A 234-nucleotide genomic window follows, 5' to 3' on the forward strand; every position below is an offset into this window, starting at 1 on the left:
TCGCGGCGCTTTCCTTGCCTTCGATGACAGGCAGCAGGCCGGTCGCCAGTTCCTTGCCGAGCTCGACGCCCCACTGGTCGAAGGAGTTGATGCGGAACAGCACGCCTTCGACGAAGACGCGATGCTCATAGAGCGCGATCAAGCGGCCGAGCGCATAGGGCGTCAGCTTGTTATAGACAAAGGTGATCGACGGGCGGTTGCCGGCGAAGACACGGTGAGGCGCGATGAAATCGG

1 pseudogene is annotated in these 234 nt (G+C 62.0%); it reads right to left on the bottom strand.

The window, feature by feature from the left end:
• Positions 1-234, bottom strand: a pseudogene (locus SB764_RS44785) (glucose-6-phosphate isomerase); the annotation flags it as partial.

Origin of the sequence: Paraburkholderia sp. SIMBA_027 (assembly GCF_046535315.1) — a bacterium.
GTDB lineage: Bacteria > Pseudomonadota > Gammaproteobacteria > Burkholderiales > Burkholderiaceae > Paraburkholderia > Paraburkholderia tropica.